Here is a 19,127-nt window from a genome sequence, read left to right as displayed (position 1 = left end):
GGGGGCGGGGGGGGGGGGGCGCCGGGGGCCCCGCCCCCCGCCCCTCACACGCCCAACGCTCAGTCCACGCAGGGGATCCCGCCCGCCTTGACCGCCGGCCCCTGCATCGGCAGGTTGGCGGCCGGGTCGGTGGCGTCGCCGGAGGCCGCGGCCGACGGGGCCGCGGACGCGCTCGGCGTGACGGCGTGGCTGGTGCCGAGGGTGAGCACGACGTGTCCGGCCACCACGCCCGAGGCGGGGGTCGCGGTGACGCCGTAGCGGGCGGCGAGCGCCTGGGCGTCGGCCTTGGCGCCGCTGCCGTACGTCACCGTGGTGTTCTTCGCCCTGCCCGGCGCGTCTCCCACCTTCCCGGCCGGGTAGCCGAGTTCGGTGAGCGCCTTGGACTCGTTCGCCGCCGCGCCCGGGCCGGCCGACGCCACCGCGAGGACGTCCACTGTGGCCTTGTCCTTCGCCGGGGTGGGCGCCGCGGAGGTCGGAGCAGCGCTGGGCGATGCCGCGGCGTCGCCGCCCCCGTCCGGCGTGGCCGGGACGACGGGCGCCGGGTCGTGGCTGAAAAGCTGCCGGACGATCTTCTTGATCAGGTCCGGGTTGACGGTGTTGACCTCCTGCCCGCCGATGGTCTTGAACCCGGCGATCGGCAGGGTGTTGAACTCGACGTTGCCGCCGGTGAGGGCCGGGGCCTGCTGGGCGAAGTCGAGGACGTTCCACTCGTTGTCGATGACGACGTCCTTCTTCACCACCCCGAACAGCTTCTGCATCTGCCCGAAGTCGTTCAGGACGCCCTGCTGCTTGAGCTTGTACTCGACCGAGGAGATGAACGCCTGCTGGCGGTGGGTGCGGTCGAGGTCGCCGTTGGTGAGGTGGTGGCGCTGGCGGACGAAGGAGAGCGCCTGGGCCGCGTCGAGCGAGCTGACGCCGGCGGGGAGCTTGAGGCCGGTGCCGCCGCCCTCGTGGGTCGCGGTGCGGGCGATGATCGGATCGTCGACCGGGTGGTTGAGGCAGACCTGGATCGGCTCGACCGCCTTGGCGATGTCGTAGAAGCCGATCAGGTTGACTTCCGCGAAGTGGTCGATCGGGACGTCCAGGAAGCTCTGCACGGTCTGGATGGTGGCCGAGCGCCCGGCCTCGCGGCTCTGCCGCTCCAGTTCCGCCTTGGAGAGCCCCTTGTTGGCGAGCTTCGCCTCGGCGGCCTCCTTGGCGATCCCGTACGCTTCCTTGATCTTGTGCATCTTGCCGTCGGCGCCGACGGTCTGCACGTAGTCGTCGCGCGGGACGGAGAGCGCGGTGACCTTGCCGCCGTTGGCCGGGATGTGCAGGACGATCAGCGCGTTGGTGTTGTAGCCGCCGATCTCGCTGGAGCCGGCGTGCAGCTCGTCCTCGACGAACTGCTTGGGCAGGTCGTTGCCGTCCATGTCCTTGCGGCTGTCGAGGCCGATCAGCAGCAGGTTCACCGATTTGTCGAGGTGGGGTGGGGCGTTCTTCTTGGCCTCGCCCAGCGCGCCGGACTTCGTCATGCCGTCGTCGAGGCTGCGGTACTCGTACCAGGTGAAGCCGCTGGCGCCGAGCACGGCCACCGAGACGGCGCAGGCGATCGTGCGGCCCGCGACGGCCAGCGGGGCGGGTCCGCTGCGCTGAGCACGTCCGCGGGCACTCATGCGCCCACCTCCCTGCGCTCGGCAGGGGCATTCGCCCATGCGCACCTCTCGATGGCGAGCTCGCTACGCTCGCTCGCGTGGTCAGCCACGTCGGCTCCTTCGATCGGGGGCGCCGCCGCTGCCCGACCGGCCCTCCGGCTGCCGGCGGCGGCCCAGCACGGCCTTGACCACGGCCACCAGCAGCGCGGCCCCCACCGCCGCCGCCATCACCGGGAACGCCCCCACGACCCAGCGCAGCGCGCCGGTGCCGAGCTGCTTGGTGTCCTGGTACTTGCCACTGTTGAACAGGTACTCGGCGCCGGCCGCTGTGACCAGCACCACGATCGGCGCGGCGGTCACCACCCACCAGCGGCCCGCCCGGCTGCACAGCGCCGCCGCCACCGCTGTGCCCAGCACCGCCGCGACAGCGAAGAAGATGCCGACGCCCGGCCCGCCCAGCTCGTCCGCGACGGCCCCGAGCACCGGCAGGCCGACCGCCGCCAGCACCGCCGCGGCGGCACCGCGCCGCTTGGCCTGCTGCTTGCGCCGGGACGCGGCGCCCGCCCGCTGAGCCCGTACCCCGGGCGCCGGGGCCTGCTCGCCCCCGTCCGCCGCGCGCGACCGCTGGGCGGGGACGGCCGGGTCGTCCTCGCGCAGTCCCGCCTCCTGGTACGGCGTTCTCGCCCGCTGCCCGGCCATGCGCACTTCCCTCGATCGATTCGGCTGCCGCGACGCGAGCGCGCCGCTCTGGGTGCCGGGACGCGAACCGTCCTGGCAGCGGTTCCCGGTTTCTACAGTGACGTAGAAGCTGGGCTGGAGCATACAAACCCATTTCGGCAAAGTCACCCGAGCCATTCGACACCGGGGAACCACCTGGTGGGCCGTCGTCAGGATGGTCAAGATCAGGATGGTCATGACCCCCGCCACGTCGGCCCACCAACAGGAACGCATCAGAGGAGCAGAGCGTCACCATGTTTGAGTAACAGCTGCCGGGAGTGCGTCCGCCAGTACGGGCATCGAACGCAGTTCCGGGCGAACGGGGAGGGGCCGACAGCAGTGAGCGAAGAACGGAACGGACCGCGCTGGGGGCGCTGGCTCGCCGTCGGCCTCGTCGTCGCGGTCGGCTGGGGCATGATCCGCGGCGGCGACCACTCCGGCCCGGCGGCCTCCTCCGGCGCCTCCCCGTCCACGTCGTCCACGTCCGCCGCCTCTCCCGGCACCGGCTCGGCGAACCCGTCGGCTCCCTCGGCTTCCTCGGCCCCCTCGGCCCCGTCCGGGCGCTACGACCCCGCCGACCACGCGGCGCCCGTCCGCGAGTACGCCGCCCAGGCCGGGATCAGCCCGCAGCTGCTGATGGCGATCCTCTACAACGAGTCCTACAAGCCCCACGACCCCGACTTCGAACGGGCCTGGCAGCGCAGCAAACCCGACGCCTCCTTCGGCATCGCCAACATGCACCGCGCCGCCTTCGACGACACCAAGCAGGGCCGCGACTTCGCCTCCCGCCGCTGGGAGGAACTCCCCGACGACCGCAACCTCGCCATCCAGGCCGCCGCCTGGCACCTGCGCGACCTCGCCGACCAACTCCCCGCCAAGCCGGCCACCGCCTTCACCCGCGACGAACTCCTCGCCCTCGGCTACAACACCGGCGCCGGCAACATGCTCGCCTTCGCCCGCGGCGCCAAACCCGGCTCGCAGGCGCAGTCCTACCTCGACCGTCTCCACGACAACTGGCAGAAGTCCGGCGCGGCGGTGAAATAGCGGGGCGGGTCGGGTGACGCAACGCCGCGGGCCGGGGTGGCCGGCCCGCGGCGTGGGTGGGGAGGATCAGGCGGAGGCCAGGTGGGTGGACCACTTGGCGCGCCAGGCGAGGGCGTCGGTGACGGCTTCGGCGATCGTGCGGCGCGGGGTCCAGCCGAGGAGCGTGCGGGCGGTGTCGACGGAGGCGTAGCAGCCGAGCACGTCGCCGGGGCGGGGGCCGGTCTCGCGGATGTCGAGCCGGGCGCCGACGGCCTGTTCGAAGGCGACGACCAGTTCGCGGACGGTGGTGCCCTCGCCGGTGCCGATGTTGATGACGCGGTAGCGGTCCGCGGCGGCCGGGGCGATCACCTCGTCGAAGCGGAGGAGGGCCGCCACGTGGGCGTCGGCGACGTCCTGGACGTGGATGTAGTCGCGGACGCCGGAGCCGTCGCGGGTCGCCCACTCGGTGCCGGTGACGGTGAACGGGGTGCCGTCGCCGTGGGCCTCGATCAGCTTGCCGAGGGCGTGGGAGGGGTTGAGGTCCTGGAGGCCGGTACGCAGCTGGGGGTCGGCGCCGATCGGGTTGAAGTACCGCAGCGCGATCACCCGCTGCTCCTCGGCGCCCTCGCCGCGCGTCCAGTCCTGCAGGATCCGTTCCATCATCTGCTTGGTGCGCGCGTACGGGCTCTGGGCGTCCACCGGGCAGGTCTCGTCGACGCGGCCGTCGGGGGTGGGTGCGTAGATGGACGCCGAGCTGCTGAAGACGACGCGGGTGCAGCGGAGGCGCTGGAGGGAGTCGAGCAGCTCGACGGTCTTGGCGACGTTCTCCCGGTAGTAGTACAGCGGCTTGGAGACGGACTCCGGGACGACGATCCGCGCGGCGCAGTGCAGGGTGGCGTCGATGTCCGGGTGCTCCGCGAAGATCCGGTCGAGCAGGGCGGCGTCGGCGATGTCGCCGCGGTAGAAGATCCGATCTTCGACGAATTCGGCCCGGCCCTTGGAGAGGTCGTCCAGGACGACCGGGATCACTCCCCGGTCGAGCAGCGCGGACGCCACCGTGCTGCCGATGTATCCCGCACCGCCGGTGATGAGGACCTTCTTCATACGCGATGCTCCCTCGCGCTCGTCCGACCGCCGGGTGGCAACCGGTCATGAGAGCAGGGACGGTGGTGCGGAGCCGGTGGTTCCACCATCCGGAAATCAGTGACGGTTGCGGCGGCGCAGCCAGAAGCCGGCGACGACGAGGAGGACGGCCGCGGCGGCGGTGCCGATGGCGGCCCAGGTGGTCGCGTCGGAGGGTGTGTCGGAGGCCGTGGCACCGGTGGAGGCGTCGGGGGTCATGCTTTTGACGGTCAGCGGGACAGCGGTGGGGGTGGGAGTCGTCGGGGTCGGAGTCGTCGGGGTCGGAGTCGGGAGCGTCGGAGTCGGGAGCGTCGGAGTCGGGAGCGTCGGGTCGGAGATGACCGCCGCCTCGACGTCGAGTTCGCGCTCGCCGTGCCCGAGGTCAGGGAACGCGCAGTCCACGGTGATCCGCCAGTGCCCGGCGGGCAGGGTCTCGCGGGTGGTGTACGTCCCGGGGTGGCCCTGGACGGCGACCATGGGCCACGGGCCCGCCGTGCGGCCGTCGGCGGAGGTCGCGGCGAGCGTGCCGGCGAACTCCTGGGTGACCGGGTCGTGATCGTTCTCGAACGTGGCGACGGTGCTGACGTGGCCGTTGTCGACGCCGGAGATCTCCAGGTGGACGGTGTCCCCGTGCGCGGCGGCCGGGGCGGCGGCGGGCAGAACGGCCGCCGTGGCGAGCGCGAGGGCGGCGAGGAGCGGTCGGGTACGCATGGGCGGGAACCTCGTGGGGGGGCGGGGAGGGGTGGTTGCGGGGCCAATGGGGCCGGGTGCGGCCGCCGCCCGGTGGAGGCGGCGACCGCACCCGGTGCCCCGAGCGGGACTCAGGTGGTCTTCTGCAGCGACCAGTTCTGGTACGGCTGGCCGTTCGCCTGCTGGAGCTCCAGCAGCCAACCACCGTAGTACCAACGGTCGCTGACCCCGAGCACCAGGGACGTGCCCGCTGCGGTGAGGCTGAACCCGCCACCGGAGGCGGTCAGTTGCCACTTCTGGGCCGCCGCGTCCGCGCACGGACGCTGCGCGACGTACTGGCCGGCGACCGGATCGCCGCCCAGCTGCAGGCACTTGTCGGAGCGGGCGGACTTGATCCGCACCGCGCCGTCACCGGCGTCCTCGAACAGCCACTTCTGGTTGGCGTAGCCGGTGCGCTGGTAGGCGATCGCGACGGTGCCGTCGTTCATCGAGCTGCCCCACAGGTCGGCGGCCTGGCCGGTGAGGCCGTTGACCAGGGTGTAGTGGCCGCCGGGCTGGGGGCGGCCGGCGTCGGCGAGGGTGTGGAATGTGGCGGCGCGGCCCGGCTTGGCGACCGTACCGGCGGCGTCCCGGACGGCGACGGCCACGGTGTACGAGGTGCCGGGGGCGAGCCGGACGAGGCCGACCACGGTGGCGCGGACGGTGCCGATGGCCTGGCCGTTGAGCAGCACGTCGTAGCCGGCCGCGGCGGGGACGGCGGGCCAGCTCAACATGACGGAGTTCTGGGTGATCTGACTGGTCGTCACATCGGGCAAGCCGGTCCCGCTGGTGGGTGTGGCGGTCGGGGACGGCGAGCCGGTCGGGGACGGCGAGCCGGTCGGGGTGGGCGTGGCCGTCGGGCTGCCGGTGGGCGTCGGGGACGGCGACGGCGTCCGGGTGGGCGAAGCGGTCGGCGACGGCGTCGCGGTAGCGGTCGGGGTGGGCGTCGGGCCCGGGCCGGTGCCGCTACCGGCAATGAGGAAGCGGTTGTTGGCGACGTTCCAGTGCCCGGAGAGATAGCTGCCGGGCTTGGGGTCGGTGCTGAAGTAGTCGTCATGCGTGCAGTCGAGCCGGTCGGAGTGCGCGCGGTCCGGGCAGACCGTCTTCATCTGCGGGTAGTACGGGTAGTCCGAGTAGCACATCAGGTCCCAGTCGTAGACGCAGTGGCCGCCCTTGCTGGAATCGGGCGCGCTGTTGTTCACCGCGCCCAGGTTGTGGCCGAGTTCGTGCGCGGCCGTGTGCCCGCCCCAGCAGCCGGAGTCCGTCCGGCCGTACGAGGGACCGAAGTTGCTGAGGTTGTCCTGGCCGGGACGCTCGTCGCCGGCGAAGGTGCCGATGCCGCAGTACACCTTGGCGTCGGTGAACATCATGTACTTGCGGTCCTTGCGGTTGAACCCCTGCGCGGCGAGGGCGCGGTTGCTCGCGTTGAAGTCCTGGATCTCGGCGTCGGAGATCTGCACGTTCAGGACGGACGCGGAGCAGTCGGAGTCGGTGACGAAGCGGACGTGCCGGACACCGCCGGTCTCCTGGGCGCTCGCGTTGTAGATGACGTCGACCTCGGCCGCCCACTTCTTGAACGAGGCCAGGTACTGGGCGTAGCGGTCGTTGCCGGGGGTGTGCATGTACACCACCTGGACGCGGTTGCCGCTGCTGCCGTCACCCTCGCAGACGACGTTCGAACCGGCGGGCGCGGCGGCGGCGTTCTGCTGCGGGGCGCCGCCGGCGTCGCCGACCAGCGCCTTCTGTCCGGCGTCGAGAACGGGCGCCGCGCCCTTCAACAGGTCGGCTGCGGCCGGGGGTTGAGCGTTGGCGGCGGGGGTGAGCACCGGCGCCTGGGCGGCCGGGGCGGCCACCGGCGGGACGTCCTTGTGGATGTCCACGTCCTTCGGCGGGGCGTCCGGGCCGTGGCTGCACAGCTGGCCGCCGGACACCTCCAGCGAACCGGCGCAGCGGTCACCGTTCGGCAGGCTCAACCCTGCGTAGACCAGTCCGCGGTCGGGCTGGTCCTTGGGTATCTCCTTGAGCGGGGCAGCCTTCTGGTCGCGCTTCGGGGCGGGCGCCTGGGTGGCGCCCTCGGCGGTCCCGGTCTCCCCCGGCCCGCTGCCGTCGTCGGCGGCCACCACGCCCGCGCCGTTCACCGAACCGTCCGCCGCGGCCGTGACGTTGGTGCGGCTCGCCGCCGGTTCGAGCGCGGTATGGATCCCGAGCGCGCCCGCGATCAGCCCGGCCGTCACTGCTGCGGCGACCAACGTAGTCCTGCGGGTGAGCCGCCTCCGCCTCCGCCGACGGAGTTCCGTGCTCCGGTGTCCCATCGCGTTCCTTTCCTCGTGCGACGGCCCGCGCCCTGTGGTGACAGGCGCCGGGCCTTCCGACACTCCGGAGACCGGATGGGGCGGGAGGGAATAACAGAAACTTCTTGCGAAATTCTTCGGCGTTCGTGCGGAGGCGTTCGCGCGGAGGCGCGGCCAGAACCCTGACCAGGCGATTTCCCGCCCAGGACATGCCAGGGCGGACGAACCGTCAGGCCACGGCCAGCTCCGCCGGGGCCGCCCGGCGGGCGCCGCGGCCGTGGTGCAACCGGGCCAGCGCGGCGGCCAGTGCGGCCGGGTCCCCGGCGAGCCAGAGACGGAGGGCGGCGGACAGCGCGGCGCTCGCCGGACCCGCCGCCGGACCGCCGGCCCCGGACACCCGCGCCCCCAGCAGCGGCAGCAGGTCGGCCACCGGCGCGGGCAGCCACAGCGTCACGGCGCACGGCGCGGGCCGGGCGAGGACCCGCCGCAGCCGGAGGGTGGCCGCGTCCCCGTACAGGGCGGGGATGACGTCCAGCAGCCCGTCCACCGCCACCTCGGAGACATCGCCGCCGCGCCCGCGCGCCAGCGCCCGCAGCAGTGCCCGCTCTGCGGCGCTGACCCGCACGGTCAGCATGACTTCGTCGTCGCAGTCCATGGGTCCCAGTTCCCGTCTCGTGGCGTCGGAGCGGTCGGTGTCGGAGCGGTCGGTGTCGGAGCAGTGAGCGTCGAAATGGCGAGCGTCGGAGCGGCGTGCGTCGGGTTCCTTCCCCTCAACCCCCGTCCGCTACCGGCGTGATCAGGCCGTAGTGGCCGGGCACGGCGACCAGGTCCAGCGCCTGGGCCCGAACGTACTCGCCGTCCTCGCGCGGCAGTTCGCCCCGAATCTCCACCCGGACGTCGAGGGCGGGCCGGTGGCGCAGACGGGTCATCAGGGAACCTCCTTGTCCAGTACCATGCTGGACCGACCGAGGTTGTCCGGCGAGGGCCGAAAGGCCCTGTCGGTGAGGCACCCTCCGGCGGACCGGAACTCCGGCCTTCCCGCAGGTCGGAGCGGCCGAGTGCGGCGGACGATCCGAATCGGCGGACGAGTGCCGTCGATCGACCGTTGGGGTGATCCGCCCGCGCGCGGCGCAACGCCCGTCCAACCGGCGCGTTTCCCATGTCGTGCGCCCTCTGGGAAGGGCACACGCGGGGTCCCGCGCGCTGAACCGGTTCCCCGCCTCCCGGCCGGCGCGACGGCGCATCCCGCGGTACCGCCGCACCGGCCCATCTGGTGAGAGGTAGCGTCATGACCCTGACGACCGATACGGCGACGACGACCGACACGGTGACGACGACCAAGCCTCCGAGACCGAGCGTCCCCCTGAGAACTCCCGCACCCTCTCGCCCGCCCGCGGCCGTCCCCCCGCTCGCACCCGGCGCGCTCCCCGGCCTCGGCCACGCCGCCGCCCTGCTGCGCGACCCGCTCGGTTTCCTCGGCTCGCTCGCCCGCCACGGCGGCGTGGTCCGGGTCCGCCTCGGCCCGCGCACCGTCTGCGTGGTCACCGACGTCGCGCTCGTCCACACCCTGCTCGTCGCGCTCGCCCACGACTGCCCGCGCGGCGCCGTCCAGGACACCCTCAGAACGGCCTTCGGCGACGGCCTGCTGATGTCCGAGGGCCAGGCCCACCGCGACCGCCGCCGGGTGATCCAGCCCGCCTTCGGCCCGGACCGGATGGCCGAGTACCTCGCCGTCATGCACCAGGTCACCGAGGAACGGGCCGCGCGCTGGCGGCCCGGCCAGGTCCTCGACGTGGCCAAGGAGATGAACCACCTCGCGCTGGAGATCGTCACCCGCTCGCTCTTCGACGCCCGGCTCGGCGAGGAGGCCACGCTCGCCTTCCACCGGGCGCTGCCGGACCTGGTGAAGGGCCAGATCGTCCAGTCGCTCTACCCCCACCCGGCGCTGGCGCGGCTGCCGCTGCCCGTCAACCGCCGGTTCGACGCAGCCGTCCGGGTGCTCAACCAGGTCGTCGACCAGGCCGTCAACGGGCCCACGGCAGCCGGAGGTTCGGCCCACCACGCCGGCACCCTGCCCGCCCTGCTGCGCGCCGCCGCCGACCCGGCCACCGGCCGTCCGCTCACCGAGGCCGACGTCCGGTCCGAGGCGATCACCATGTTCGGCGCGGGCACCGAGACCGTCTCCACCACGCTCACCTGGCTGATCGACGAACTCCTGCGCCACCCGCAGGTGGAGGCCCGGGTCCTCGCCGAACTCGACGAGCACCTGCCCGCGGGCACCGTCCCCACCCCCGAGGCGCTGGCCCGGCTCGGCTACACCCGCAGCGTGACCCAGGAGGCGGTGCGGCTGCATGCGCCGAACGCCTTCCTGATGCGCACCGCCCAGGTGCCGGTCACGCTCGGCCCGTACCGGATCCCGGCCGGCACCGAGCTGCTGTACAGCCTCACCGCGCTGCACCGCGACCCGGCGCGCTACCCCGACCCACTGCGCTTCCGCCCCGAGCGGTGGCAGGACGGCGGCGCCGGGCGGCAGTCGTTCCTGCCGTTCGGGGCGGGCAAGCACAAGTGCATCGGCGAGGCCTTCGCCTGGGCCGAGTTGACCGTCGCGGCGGCGGCGATCCTGCGCCGCTGGCGGCCGGTGGCCGTCCCCGGGGCGCGGGCGCGCGAGGTGGTGTGGACGACCGTCCAGGCGCAGGGCCTGCGGGTCCGACTGGCTCCGCGCGAGAGCAACGGGCCTCGGGCGGGCGGGGCCCCGGCACCCGAAACCTGTCCCATCACCCGACCCCGCCGCCACAGCGAACTGGCCGCCGCCACCGCCCGGCATGCCGCGTGGACGGTCCGCCACGGCCTGCTGAGCCCGACCGAGCTGCCGCGCTACCAGGCCTACGCCCTCCCCGAGTTGATCGGCCACGCCTACCCCAGGACCCAGGGCGCCGACCTCGACCTGCTGATCGACATGCTCGGCTGGTTCACCGTCCTCGACGACCGCTTCGACGGCTCGCCCGGCCGCCGACCGGCCGAGGCGCGGGCGATCGTCGACCCGCTGATCGACGCCCTCAACGGCAGCACACTGAGCGCCGAAGAGAGCCAACTCCTCATCACCTGGCGGGAACTGTGGAACCGTCAGAGCGCCGCGATGTCCCCCGCCTGGCGCGCCCGCGCCGCCCGCGAGTGGCGGACCTGCCTCGCCACCTTCCCCGCCGAGGCCGAGCACCGCGCCCACGGCACCGTCCCCCGCCTCGGCCTCGCCGAAACGATGCGGCTGCGCCGCCACGGCAGCTGCCTCTACCCGTTCATGAACATACTGGAACGCGTCCACGGCGCCGACGCGCCCGCCGCACTGCACGCGGACCCCGCCCTGCACCGTCTGCGCGCCCACACCGCCGACGCCGCCACGCTGATCAACGACCTGTACTCACTGGAACGGGAGGAACGCCAGGGCGCCGCCGCGTTCAACACCGTGCTCACGCTGCAACGCCTGCGCGATTGCACCCGCAGCCGGGCAATCGGGGCGGTCCGGGCCCGGGTCGCACAGCTGCGCACGGAGAGCGCGGCCCTCCGCCGCGACCTGTTGCGCCGCCATCCGGACGGCGACTGGTACCTGCACGGCACCCGGGAACTGGTCGACGGCGTCCAGACCTGGACCAGCACCAGTCACCGCTATCGGTAGGCCCCGGACGGCGGCCGGTGGCTCACGTGCGACCGGTCACTTGCGGCGGGCCCCTTGCGGCCGGTCACTTGCGGCCGGTGGCTTACTTGCGGCCGCCGACCGCGAACAGCAGCAGCACGAAGCCGGCGAACAGGTGCGTGGCGAAGATGTAGATGCCCGCCCGGATGAGCATGGCCTTGCGGCGGCGCTTCTCCTCGCTCGTGCTGTCGCTCATGGCTGGTGGCTCTCCTGGGGTCGGTCGGGCGGCGGCGGGGGCGCTCAGCGGGTCTTCAGCGGGGCACCGGGCGCACGCAGCTCGGTGAGCAGTGCGCCCTGGTCGGTGATCAGCTCGGTCAGGATCCGGCGCGCGGCCCGCAGCAGCTCGGCGACGTCCGGGGTGCTGAGCGCGTACACCACGGTGTTGCCCTCGCGGGTGGCCGTGACCAGCTGGGTGCGGCGCAGCACCGCGAGCTGCTGGGAGAGGTTGGACGGTTCGACCTCGATCTCCGCCAGCAGCTCGCGGACCGGCCGGGGGCCGTCCTGGAGCAGCTCCAGGACCCGGATCCGGACCGGGTGGCCGAGGGTGCGGAAGAACTCGGCCTTGGCCTGGTACAGCGGGACGGGCATCGTTCGCTCGCTCCCTCTCGCTCGGGTCTGTCGTGGCCTCGAGGCCGCAAGCATCATCACTGCAGATGAAGATTTCTTCAAGTTGTCACAGTTACCAGGGGCACGGAAGGGCCGCCGTGGCGGGGGCGCAGGAGACCGCGAGAACTGTGAGGGCCGTCACACCCCGCCAGTCGGGGCGGTCGGCGCCGCGCGCCGGAAGCCGAGCCCGGGATGCTGCCAACTCCCGGGCTCGGCAGTTGAGGTGACGTATCGTCAGCACACCACAGGGACATCCATTGCCACCGGGGCCGAGTTGCGCGAAAAGGGCCGGGACAATGCGGCCGCACTCTCCCGGACAGGTCCGACAGCTCAGCCCAGCGACGCGCGCAGGGTGGTGATGCGGGCGAGGGCGGCGTCGAAGGCGGCGCGGTCGAGGTGGCCGGAGTCGAGGGCGGCGGCGAGCGCGGTGGTGGCGTCCTCGCCCTGTTGCGGGTCGCGGGCGGAGCAGAGGATGAGGTCCATGCCTGCGCCGGCGGCGGCGAGGGCGCGGGCGCCGGTGTCGCCGTACGGGTCGAGGGCGCCGGCTTCGAGGGCATCCGTCACGGTCACGCCCCGGAAGCCGAGGCGGCTGCGGAGCTCGCCCTGGACGGCGGTGGGCGAGAGGCCGGCCGGGTGCTCGGGGTCGAGCGCCGGGTAGACCGCCCAGGAGGCCATGACCAGGCGGACGCCCGCCGCGATGGCCGCCCGGTAGGGCTCCTCGCCGCGGGCGCGCAGGTCGGCGAGCGGGACGGGGAGGGTGACCGGGCGCTCGTCGGTGTTCTCGTCGGCGGCGGCGGAGCCGAGGCCGGGGAAGTGCTTCGCGGTGGCGGCGACGCCGAGCTCCTGCTGCGCCGCGAGGAACGCCGTGCCCAACCTCCCCACCACGCCCGGATCCCGGCCGTACGAGCGCTCGTGGCGGTCGATGAAGTTGCCGGGGGTGTCGTACACGTCGAGCACGGGCGCGAGGTTGACGTTCAGCCCGGAGTCCGCGAGGTTCTGCCCCGCCCCGACGCCGGAGCGGCCCGCCTCGCCGACCGGGTCGGGCGCCGCCCCGGTGGCACGGGCGGAGAGTTCGGGAGACCCGGGGAGCCGGCGGACCTTGCCGCCCTCCTGGTCGGTCATCAGCAGCAGCGGCTCCCGCACCGGCGACTCGGCCGCCGCCTGCCGCAACTTGCCCACAGCCTCGGCGAGTTGGTCGGGGCTGGTGACGTTCTCGCCGAACAGGATCACCCCGGCCGCCCGGCCCTCCCGGATCGCCTGGAGCACGGCGGGCGGCGGAGTCGGACCGGGGTAGGAGTAGACGATCCGGCGACCGGCGAGCAGGCGGGAGTCGGAGCTGAGCATGGCGGCAGTCCTCTCCACCGGGCCGGACGGGCGCCGCCCCACCGGCACCGAACCGGCCGGGACCGGGCCGAGGGCGGCGGCCAGGACCGCGAGCACCGCCACGAGCCGGGCGGACCGCCGGAGCGAGGGCATCGGGCCTCCCGGGGCCGGAACGACGGGAACGACGGGACTCACAGGAACAGTACGACGGGTACGGTCCGTCAGCCTACCGAAGGCCGCACCGCCGCAGGGAGTTCAGCGCACCCGCCCGTTAGCCCAATTGCCGCGCCAGCCGCCCGAGGACGGCGATCCCCTCGGCGATCTCGCCGGGCGTGCCGGCCGCGTAGCCGAGGACGAGCCCCGGCGGGTACGGCAGCCGGGCGTGCCAGGACAGCGGCTGGACCTTTACCCCGTGCGCGAGCGCCGCCGTGGCGAGCTCGGTGTCGGTGCAGCCGAGGCCCGGCGGGAGGGTGAGCATCAGGTGCAACCCGGCGGCGGCGCCGTGCACCTCGGCGCCGGGGAGGTGGGTGCGGACGGCGGCGATCATCGCGTCCCGGCGGCGCCGGTGGCGGCGGCGCACCAGCCTCAGGTGGCGTTCGAGCACACCGGAGTCCAGCACCCTGGCGATGACCAGCTGCGGGAGGACGGGGTTGCCGAGGTCGGCGAACCGTTTGGCGGCGAGCACGTCCTCGCGGTACCGGGGCGGCACCAGCAGCCAGCCGGTGCGCAGCGCGGGCGCGAGCAGTTTGGAGATGCTGCCCGTATAGCAGACCCGTTCCGGGAGGGCGGCGCGCAGGGCGGGCACCGGCGGGCGGTCGTAACGGTGCTCGGCGTCGTAGTCGTCCTCGATGACGAGCCCGCCCTCGCCGGCCCAGCGCAGGAGTTCGCGCCGCCGTTCGCCGCCGAGAACGACGCCGGTCGGGTACTGGTGGGCGGGGGTGAGCAGGACGGCCGGGGCGCCGGTGGCGCGCAGCGCGTCGACCCGGATGCCGTCGGCGTCGACCGGGACGGGCGGGGTGGCGGCGAGCCAGTGCGCGAGGTGCTGGCGGGCGCCGAGCGAGCCCGGGTCCTCGACCGCGACCTCGGTGATGGCCGCGCGGCCGAGCGCCTGGCCGAGCAGGGTGAGGGCTTGGGCGATGCCGGCGGTGATCAGCACATCGTCGGGGTCGGCGCGGATGCCCCGGTTGCGGGCGAGCCAGTGCGCGACGGCCTGCCGCAGCGGGAGGGCGCCGCGCGGGTCGCCGTAGCCGAGGTCGTGGGCGGAGAGCCCGTCGAGGACGGCGCGTTCGGCGCGCAGCCAGGCGGCGCGGGGGAAGGCGGCGAGGTCGGGGACCCCGGGCGAGAGGTCGATCCGGGCGGGGGCGGCGCGCAGGGCGTCGAACACCTCGGGTCCGGGGTCGTCCCGGAAGAGCGGGGGCGCCGGGCATGCCGCGGGCGGGGCGGGCACGGGCGGCACGGGCGCGGCGACGACCACGGTGCCGCCCCTCCCCCGCCCGGCGACCTGCCCTTCCTCGGTGAGGCGCCGGTACGCGTCGGTCACCACCCCGCGGGAAACGCCGAGTTCGCCCGCGAGCACCCGGGTGGCGGGCAGCCGGCTGCCGGCCGGGAGGCGGCCGTCGGCGACCGCCTCGCGCAGGCGCCGGGCGAGCCAGTCGGTGAGGCCGCCGGGCGGGGCGTCGGCGGTGTCGAGCTGGAGGAAGTCTGCGCCGGGGTCCGCGTTTTTGGACCGGTCGGGAGCCGCGCCTTTGGACCTGTTCACCGGACCATTGTGGCGCGAGGGTTGGGGCCATGACCACCACGGATACCGAACCCGTCAGCGACCATCCCGCCTACGTCCACGGCTACTCGGACACCGAGGCCCGACGCCTCGGCGACCAGGCGAACACCCTCGCGGAGCTGCTGCACGCGGGCACCGCGTACCCGCCGGGCAGCCGCGTTCTGGAGGCGGGCTGCGGGGTGGGCGCACAGACGGTGCACCTGCTGGCCGCCAGCCCCGGCATGCGGCTGACGTCCGCGGACATCTCGACCGAGTCCCTGGCCCAGGCGCAGGCCCGGGTGGCCGCGCAGGCACCCGGCGCCCAGGTGGCCTGGCACCACGGGGACCTGCACGAACTGCCCTTCCCGGACGGCGCGTTCGACCACGTCTTCCTCTGCTTCGTCCTGGAGCACCTGGCCGACCCGGCCGCCGGGCTGGCCGCCCTGCGGCGCGTGCTGCGGCCGGGCGGCACGATCACGGTCATCGAGGGCGACCACGGCTCCGCGTTCTTCCACCCCGAGACCCCGGCCGCCCGCGCCACCGTCGACCACCTCGTTCGCCTCCAGGCCGCCGCCGGCGGCGACGCCCTCCTCGGCCGCCGCCTCCACCCCCTGCTCACCGACGCCGGCTTCACCGACGTCACCGTCCGCCCCCGCACGGTCTACGCCGACGCCGCCCGCCCGGCCCTCGCCGAGGGCTTCACCCGCCGCACCTTCGTCGCCATGGTCGAGTCCGTCCGCGCCGACGCCCTGGCCGCCGGCCTCACCACACCCGCCGCCTTCGACCGCGGCATCACCGACCTGCGCCGAACAGCGGAACCGGGCGGGACGTTCCACTACACCTTCTTCAAGGCGGTGGCGGTCAACCGCTGATACGAAAATCCACCGTCCCTGCTGGTCAGGCCGTGTCTGCTGATTGGAGGAGCACTAACTCCGGTCGCGCCACCACTCGACGGTGGCCCGGAACTGCTCCTCGACCGGGGTGGCGCGCAGGGCGTACACGGACTCGTAGGCCGAGGCGTCCATCACGAACGGGCGGTCGAACTGGTAGCGGACTTCCCGCAGTTCGCGGACCAGTGGGCTGAACAGCCCGGCCAGGCGCAGCATCGCCGGCGGCAGCTGTCGTACCGCGATCGGGGTGGTCTTCGCCTCGGCGGCCAGGCCTGCCACCATCTCGCGGGCGGACCGGGCGGGCGCTGTCGGTACGTGCCAGGCCCGGCCCCAGGCGCGTTCGTCGCCCGCGAGTTCGACCAGGGCGGCGGCGACGTCGGGGAGGTACGTCCAGCTGTGCGGCGCGTCGGGGTCGCCGAGGACCGAGACGGTCTTGCCGGCCAGGATGGGCGGGACGACGCGCGCCGCGAGGTGGCCGCCGTCCGTCACGCCGGGGCCGAAGAAGTCGGAGGCACGGACCTCGACCGCCCGGATCCGGCCCGCCTCGTGCAGGGTGCGCGACTGGTCCCAGATCGCCGCCCGCACACGGCCCTTCGGGCCGGTGGCGGCGAGGGGCAGGTCCTCGGTGAGGGGGCGGTCCACCGGCCCGTAGCCGTAGAGGTTGCCGAGCAGGACCAGCACCGCGCCGGTCGCCTCGGCGGCGGCGCAGAGCGCGGAGGCGAGCGGCGGCCACTCGGTGGCCCAGCGGTGGAGGGGCGGCGCGGCGCAGTTGTAGACGGCAGCGGCGCCGCGGGCCGCCTCGGTCAGCCGCTCGGGGTTCGCCGCGTCCAGCGCGAGGTGTTCGATGCCGGGCTCGGCCGGGCGGCCCGACCTGGTGACCACCCGTACCTCATGCCCCTGCCCGGCCAGCAGCCGCGCCGTGGCCGCCCCCGCGGGCCCGTATCCGACAACCAGATGAAAAGTCACGCGCACACCCTAGCGGGACTGTTGAAGCACCCTGGCGGGACCGTCGAAGCACCCTGCCGGGACCGTTGAGGGCGCCCCGGGTCGACGTCACTTCGGGCTGTCGCCGAGGGCGGCGAGCAGCGTGCGCATGGCGTCGACGAAGGCGGCGGTCTGGGCGTCGTCGAGGCCGGCGAGGAGGCGGTGCTCGGTGGCGAGGTGGTCGGGCAGGGCGCGGTCGATCAGGGCGTAGCCCTCGGGGGTGAGCGTGACCTCGCGGCTGCGGCCGTCCACGTCGCTGGCGGTGCGGGTGACCAGGCCACGGGCCTCCAGCCGGTCGAGGCGCTGGGTGATCGCGCCGGAGGTGACCATCGCGGACTGCATCAGGCCGGTGGGGGTGAGCCGGTAGGGCGGGCCGCTGCGGCGCAGGGTGGCGAGGACGTCGAAGGAGGCGGCGTCCAGGCCGTGCTCGCCGAAGGTGCGGTTGAGCTCCGCGTCCACCAGGCGGTAGAGGCGCTTGAGCCGGCCGAACACCTCCATCGGGGAGACGTCCAGCTCGGGGCGCTCGGCGCCCCACTGCGCGACTACGCGGTCCACATGATCTGCCACGGGTCCAGGGTAGGGGATTCCGGCGAGATTCCTTAGCGATGAGGTAACCGTGAGCCACATCACACCACCGGAGTGCTCACGGATGCCTTAGCGCTGAGATACATTGGCTTAGTGCTAAGCAATCGACTCGGAATCGTGCTGATGACGGCCGTCGCCCCCGCCGTCTGGGGGTCGACCTACCTCGTCACCACGGAACTGCTCCCGCCCCACCGTCCGCTCCTCGCGGCCGTCCTCCGGGCCCTGCCCGCGGGGCTGCTCCTGACAGCCCTCACCCGCCGGCTGCCACAGGGCAGCTGGTGGTGGCGCTCACTGGTCCTCGGCGCGCTGAACATCGGCGCGTTCCTCGCCCTCCTCTTCGTCGCCGCCTACCGCCTCCCCGGCGGGATCGCCGCCACCGTCGGCGCCGTCCAGCCACTGGTCACCGCCGGGCTCTCGGCCGCGTTCCTCGGCGACCGGCTCACGCTGCGGACCGTCCTGTCCGGCATCGCGGGCGTCGCGGGCGTCAGCCTGCTCGTCCTGCGGGCCAACGCCCGGCTCGACGCGATCGGCGTGGCCGCCGCGCTCGGCGGCGCGGTGGTCATGGCCACCGGCCTCGTCCTCTCCAAGCGCTGGGTCTCGCCCGCCCCGGTGCTCGCCACCACCGGCTGGCAGCTCACCGCCGGCGGACTGCTGCTGGTGCCGGTCGCCCTGTTCGCCGAGGGCGCCCCGCCGTCCCACCTGACCGCCGCCAACCTGCTCGGCTACGGCTACCTCGGCCTGATCGGCGCGGCCCTCACGTACGGGCTCTGGTTCCGCGGGGTCCGGGCCCTGCCGCCGACCTCCGTGTCCTTCCTCGCGCTGCTCAGCCCGGTGGTCGCCACCGCGCTCGGCTGGCTCGTCCTCGGACAGGACCTCAGCTCGCTGCAGGCGGTCGGCGCGCTGATCGTCCTCGGCTCGCTGATCGCCGCCCAGACCCAGCGGCCGCGCGCCCCTGTCCCGACACCCACCACCCCGGCACCCCGCCTGCAGCCCGCCTCCGCGCCCGTGCGCGAAAACGCCTGACCGCAATCCGTACCCACTGAAGGAGAATCCCCATGCGTATCACCGTGTTCGGCGCCACCGGCAACGTCGGCAGCCGGGTCGTGGCCGAGGCGCTCGCCCGCGGCCACAAGGTCACCGCCGTCCTCCGCGACCCCGCCAAGCCGCACGGCCTCCCGTCCGCCGCCGCAATAGCCGTCGGCGACGCCCGCAACGCCGAGGACGTGGCCCGCCTCGCCGCCGGCCAGGACCTGGTGATCACCGCCACCCGCCCGCGGCCGGGCAGCGAGGGCGAACTGGCCGTCGCCACTCGGGGCCTGCTGGCCGGCCTCGCCGGGACGGGCGTGCGCCTGCTCGCGGTCGGCGGCGCGGGCAGCCTCACCATCCCTGGAGGTGGCGGCAAGACCGTCGCCGACGACCCTGACTTTCCCACCGAGATCCTGCCGATCTCCCGGGCCTGCAGCGAGCAGCTCGACCTCTACCGCGCCGATACCCACGTCGACTGGACGTACCTGAGCCCGGCCGCCCTGCTGGAACCCGGTGTCCGCACCGGCCGCTTCCGGCTCGGGCGCGACGAACTGCTGGTCGACGCCGACGGCAACTCCGTCATCTCCATGGAGGACCTCGCCGTCGTCCTCCTCGACGAGGCCGAGCAACCCGTCCACCGCCGCACCCGGTTCACCGCCGCGTACTGACGCCCGCGCCCGTTCGGGGGTGTACCCAGCACCACCCCCAATACGGAAGCGCACGCGATCGACCGTCAGGCGCGGCTCGGACAGG

At 73.9% G+C, this 19,127-nt stretch carries 18 protein-coding genes; 5 read left to right on the top strand and 13 right to left on the bottom strand.

Annotation, left to right across the window (positions count from 1 at the left end; all coding sequences use genetic code 11):
• Positions 1-59: 59 nt before the first annotated feature.
• On the bottom strand, positions 60-1,655 hold the full coding sequence (locus KV557_RS36190) for an LCP family protein (RefSeq protein ID WP_256178459.1): 1,596 nt from the start codon (positions 1,653-1,655) through the stop codon (positions 60-62).
• Positions 1,656-1,736: 81 nt separating this feature from the next.
• A complete protein-coding gene (locus tag KV557_RS36185; RefSeq protein WP_218205839.1) occupies positions 1,737-2,333 on the bottom strand; it encodes a DUF6542 domain-containing protein in 597 nt (198 codons plus the stop codon).
• A 357-nt stretch (positions 2,334-2,690) separates the two neighbouring features.
• On the opposite strand from KV557_RS36185, the gene KV557_RS36180 reads away from it, so the two are divergent.
• Positions 2,691-3,395, top strand: a complete 705-nt coding sequence (locus KV557_RS36180) for a transglycosylase SLT domain-containing protein (protein ID WP_218205838.1) — start codon at positions 2,691-2,693, stop codon at positions 3,393-3,395.
• 66 nt (positions 3,396-3,461) lie between these two features.
• Here KV557_RS36180 and galE read toward each other — a convergent pair whose 3' ends face one another.
• The 5 genes from galE to KV557_RS36155 form a co-directional block, all read right to left on the bottom strand.
• Complete coding sequence (gene galE, locus KV557_RS36175; protein WP_218205837.1) at positions 3,462-4,478, bottom strand: UDP-glucose 4-epimerase GalE; 1,017 nt, start codon at positions 4,476-4,478, stop codon at positions 3,462-3,464.
• A 96-nt stretch (positions 4,479-4,574) separates the two neighbouring features.
• Complete coding sequence (locus KV557_RS36170; RefSeq protein WP_218205836.1) at positions 4,575-5,207, bottom strand: hypothetical protein; 633 nt, start codon at positions 5,205-5,207, stop codon at positions 4,575-4,577.
• Positions 5,208-5,317: 110 nt separating this feature from the next.
• A complete protein-coding gene (locus KV557_RS44255; RefSeq protein ID WP_305149040.1) occupies positions 5,318-7,474 on the bottom strand; it encodes an RICIN domain-containing protein in 2,157 nt (718 codons plus the stop codon).
• A 271-nt stretch (positions 7,475-7,745) separates the two neighbouring features.
• A complete protein-coding gene (locus KV557_RS36160; protein WP_218205835.1) occupies positions 7,746-8,171 on the bottom strand; it encodes a hypothetical protein in 426 nt (141 codons plus the stop codon).
• Between the two features lie 115 nt (positions 8,172-8,286).
• A complete protein-coding gene (locus KV557_RS36155; protein WP_218205834.1) occupies positions 8,287-8,445 on the bottom strand; it encodes a hypothetical protein in 159 nt (52 codons plus the stop codon).
• Positions 8,446-8,804: 359 nt separating this feature from the next.
• Here KV557_RS36155 and KV557_RS36150 point away from each other — a divergent pair, with 359 nt between their 5' ends.
• Positions 8,805-11,186, top strand: coding sequence for a cytochrome P450 (locus KV557_RS36150; protein ID WP_218205833.1), 2,382 nt, complete (start codon positions 8,805-8,807; stop codon positions 11,184-11,186).
• 82 nt (positions 11,187-11,268) lie between these two features.
• Here the strand turns inward: KV557_RS36150 and KV557_RS43505 are convergent, their stop codons facing one another.
• The 4 genes from KV557_RS43505 to pdxR all read right to left on the bottom strand — a co-directional run bounded on the left by KV557_RS43505 (position 11,269) and on the right by pdxR (position 14,892).
• Positions 11,269-11,400, bottom strand: coding sequence for a DUF6126 family protein (locus tag KV557_RS43505; RefSeq protein ID WP_256178458.1), 132 nt, complete (start codon positions 11,398-11,400; stop codon positions 11,269-11,271).
• A gap of 44 nt (positions 11,401-11,444) precedes the next feature.
• Entirely contained in the window at positions 11,445-11,792 is a 348-nt protein-coding gene (locus KV557_RS36145; protein WP_218205832.1) for an ArsR/SmtB family transcription factor, read from the bottom strand.
• 348 nt (positions 11,793-12,140) lie between these two features.
• The gene (locus KV557_RS36140) at positions 12,141-13,286 is read right to left on the bottom strand and encodes a glycoside hydrolase family 3 N-terminal domain-containing protein (RefSeq protein ID WP_218205831.1); all 1,146 of its coding nucleotides are present in this window, start codon (positions 13,284-13,286) and stop codon (positions 12,141-12,143) included.
• A gap of 118 nt (positions 13,287-13,404) precedes the next feature.
• Positions 13,405-14,892: a MocR-like pyridoxine biosynthesis transcription factor PdxR gene (gene pdxR / locus KV557_RS36135; protein WP_218205830.1), complete on the bottom strand. Its 1,488-nt coding sequence runs from the start codon at positions 14,890-14,892 to the stop codon at positions 13,405-13,407.
• A 29-nt stretch (positions 14,893-14,921) separates the two neighbouring features.
• Here pdxR and KV557_RS36130 point away from each other — a divergent pair, with 29 nt between their 5' ends.
• Positions 14,922-15,761: a methyltransferase domain-containing protein gene (locus tag KV557_RS36130; protein ID WP_218205829.1), complete on the top strand. Its 840-nt coding sequence runs from the start codon at positions 14,922-14,924 to the stop codon at positions 15,759-15,761.
• A gap of 54 nt (positions 15,762-15,815) precedes the next feature.
• Here KV557_RS36130 and KV557_RS36125 read toward each other — a convergent pair whose 3' ends face one another.
• Positions 15,816-16,745 (bottom strand): NAD-dependent epimerase/dehydratase family protein, encoded by a 930-nt coding sequence (locus tag KV557_RS36125; protein ID WP_218205828.1) that lies wholly within the window; start codon positions 16,743-16,745, stop codon positions 15,816-15,818.
• Positions 16,746-16,832: 87 nt separating this feature from the next.
• Positions 16,833-17,330 (bottom strand): MarR family winged helix-turn-helix transcriptional regulator, encoded by a 498-nt coding sequence (locus KV557_RS36120; protein ID WP_218205827.1) that lies wholly within the window; start codon positions 17,328-17,330, stop codon positions 16,833-16,835.
• Between the two features lie 111 nt (positions 17,331-17,441).
• Between KV557_RS36120 and KV557_RS36115 the strand changes: the two genes are divergently transcribed.
• Both KV557_RS36115 and KV557_RS36110 read left to right on the top strand, forming a co-directional pair.
• Positions 17,442-18,371, top strand: a complete 930-nt coding sequence (locus KV557_RS36115) for an EamA family transporter (protein WP_218205826.1) — start codon at positions 17,442-17,444, stop codon at positions 18,369-18,371.
• Positions 18,372-18,403: 32 nt separating this feature from the next.
• Positions 18,404-19,042, top strand: a complete 639-nt coding sequence (locus KV557_RS36110; RefSeq protein WP_218205825.1) for an NAD(P)-dependent oxidoreductase — start codon at positions 18,404-18,406, stop codon at positions 19,040-19,042.
• The last annotated feature ends 85 nt before the right edge of the window (positions 19,043-19,127 follow it).

Origin of the sequence: Kitasatospora aureofaciens, from assembly GCF_019192735.1 — a bacterium.
Taxonomy (GTDB): Bacteria; Actinomycetota; Actinomycetes; order Streptomycetales; family Streptomycetaceae; genus Kitasatospora; species Kitasatospora aureofaciens_A.
The sequence above is the reverse complement of the archived record's forward strand: the minus strand, read 5'-3'. Positions and strand labels throughout refer to the sequence as shown.